The organism is Pseudoalteromonas sp. AOP7-A1-14 (assembly GCF_052376275.1).
Classification (GTDB): domain Bacteria; phylum Pseudomonadota; class Gammaproteobacteria; order Enterobacterales; family Alteromonadaceae; genus Pseudoalteromonas.
Window position 1 is genome coordinate 1 of record NZ_JBQSVO010000210.1, and the last position, 2,199, is coordinate 2,199.

Below are 2,199 nucleotides of genomic sequence, written 5' to 3' on the forward strand. Positions count from 1 at the left end.
GAGAGTTAAATTTGAGGCAAAGCCAAGCTTTTCAATTACGCTTTGTATTACAATAACTAAGTCACATTGTTGAATATTTAAGTTTGGCTGCTCGCTATCTAAACGTGCATAATCCAGTATTTCTTTAACGAGTGATTCAAGCTCACTGATATCCAGCTGCATATTATCAATGTAATCAAAGGCTTTTTCGTCGCTGACTTTATCTTCCAACATTGCAAGGGCAAACTTAAGCCGTGCCAGTGGCGTTCTAAACTCATGTGAAACTGACGAGGTTAACTCTTTTTGAGCAGTCAATAAGTGCTGAATACGCTGTTGCATCGCACTGAGAGTGTCGGTAATGGGTAAGAAAAATGATTTAGATGATGCGCTTGACTCAAAACCTTGTGAGCCATCAACAGCTTCACACGCCAAACGCAGCTTTTCAAAGTCACGCCATAGTAAAAAGCTCCAAAGACCTATAGGTAACCCAACGACGCTCAATAGCAATAAATAAGGCCATACCGATGAAAACGCCGGAGCTGAGACTTCTATCGGGCCAACTTTTAATAATTCGTTATCGTTTAATTTTATATACCAAATAGCATCTTTCTGGCTATCAAATAAGTAAATATAGTGACGATTTTCAAGCTCTGTTTGTTGTAAGGTTGGTAACATCAAATCATTACTAGCAAGTAGTTCACTGTTGTAATGCTGAGTTATTTTTTCAAGGCCTGCGGGGGTTTGGGAAAGTAACCAAAGAGATTGGCCAAATTCATTATCAAGCGCCATTTGTTGCTGGGTATCTTCATAAGGCCAAAGTTGCTCAATGGCCCCGCTAACTAAAACAAGTGAAACAATAATATACAAATATAAACTTGCGAATAACTTCCCCATTAATAGTTACATATCCCAAGCATCAGAGACAAACAAGTAGCCTTGACCCCATACTGTTTTGATTCGATACGGTTTATCACTATTATCACCAAGCTTTTTACGAATGCGTGAAACACGTACATCAACAGTACGATCTAGCCCGTCGTATTGGCGACCAATCATATGCTGGTGAACATGTTCACGACTCAATACATCACCAGCATTTGACGCAAGTAGCCATAGCAATTCAAATTCGTGGGAAGTGAGTGTTATTTCGTTACTTTTAAGCTTTACAATGCGGCTGGTTTTATCAATATTTAAATCGCCAAATGTTAGCTCTTCAGGAGCTTTCACGGTTGCTTGACCACGGCGTAATAAGGCGTTAATGCGTGCTAATAACATTCTTGGCTCTGCAGGTTTTATCACATAATCATCTGCACCAAGCTCTAAGCCAATTACTTGGTCAAAGTCTTCACCTTTGGCTGTTAACATTAAAATAGGCAGGCTGAATTTGTCGCGCACCTGACGGCAAACACTAAAACCGTCTTTACCTGGCAGCATCACATCAAGGATCATTAAGTCAACATTATGGTTTTCAAGGTAGGTAAACACTTCATCGCCACGGTCAAGAACCGCCACTTCAAGGCCATTATTTTCAAGATAATCTTTGGTTAATTGTTGTAACCCTAAATCATCTTCGACAAGTAAAATCTGTGCCATTTGCAGCTCCTAGATTAAAAAAAGCTCCACGGTGAACGCAATCGTCTTCTGGTAGTTTTGGCTTGGGTGCTTTGCACTTCAATACGCGCCGTTGCTAGTAGATCGCCCGTGTGAGGATTGATAAGGGAGTATAAGGTCTCAACCTGAACACGCGCTTTATAATTCAAGCGCCCTAACTGCGCCTGTTGCCAGCAAAAAAGCTGTTCACTATCTTGGTATAAACACACATCTAACGGCTCGGCTATTTTCCAATCAAAATTCAGCTCAAGATCGCAAAAATCTTGCTGATCAGAAATCACACACACTTTAGGGGTAACATTAAGTGAAGCTGCTTTAGATACGCCAAAATTTGGCCATACCAATAAACATCCTACTACTAGAATTAAAAGAAAATGCTTCATATTAGAAAATATGATCGAATCCTATAAAGGCAGTCATCGAGTACGTTTTATTAAATAAAGGACTATCCGCTACTTCTGAATAATCGTAGTAGCCAACATTAAAACGCAATGAGTTCGCTTTGCTTAGCGCATAACGAGCATCGATTTTAGCATAAGGTTGCCAGCTACTGCCAACCCCAAATGCACCATTTTGACTCTCTTTTTCAGACAAACCATAGAAATAAGC

Annotated in this window: 4 protein-coding genes; all 4 read right to left on the bottom strand. The window is 40.0% G+C overall.

What is annotated here, in order from left to right:
• Nucleotides 1–873: histidine kinase dimerization/phospho-acceptor domain-containing protein (locus ACT3RM_RS17555; protein ID WP_441836503.1), on the bottom strand; the 873-nt coding region annotated here is incomplete at its 3' end.
• Nucleotides 874–879: 6 nt separating this feature from the next.
• A complete protein-coding gene (locus tag ACT3RM_RS17560; protein WP_441836504.1) occupies nucleotides 880–1,572 on the bottom strand; it encodes a response regulator in 693 nt (230 codons plus the stop codon).
• 14 nt (nucleotides 1,573–1,586) lie between these two features.
• Nucleotides 1,587–1,973: a DUF3019 domain-containing protein gene (locus tag ACT3RM_RS17565; protein ID WP_441836505.1), complete on the bottom strand. Its 387-nt coding sequence runs from the start codon at nucleotides 1,971–1,973 to the stop codon at nucleotides 1,587–1,589.
• A gap of 1 nt (nucleotide 1,974) precedes the next feature.
• Nucleotides 1,975–2,199 (bottom strand): MipA/OmpV family protein (locus ACT3RM_RS17570; RefSeq protein WP_444511472.1); only part of this gene is annotated, 225 nt, incomplete at its 5' end.

Bases quoted from the DNA above. Each gene is read 5' to 3' on its own strand.
- ACT3RM_RS17560 (WP_441836504.1), bottom strand. From the start codon at position 1,572: ATGGCACAGATTTTACTTGTCGAAGATGATTTAGGGTTACAACAATTA.
- ACT3RM_RS17565 (WP_441836505.1), bottom strand. From the start codon at position 1,973: ATGAAGCATTTTCTTTTAATTCTAGTAGTAGGATGTTTATTGGTATGG.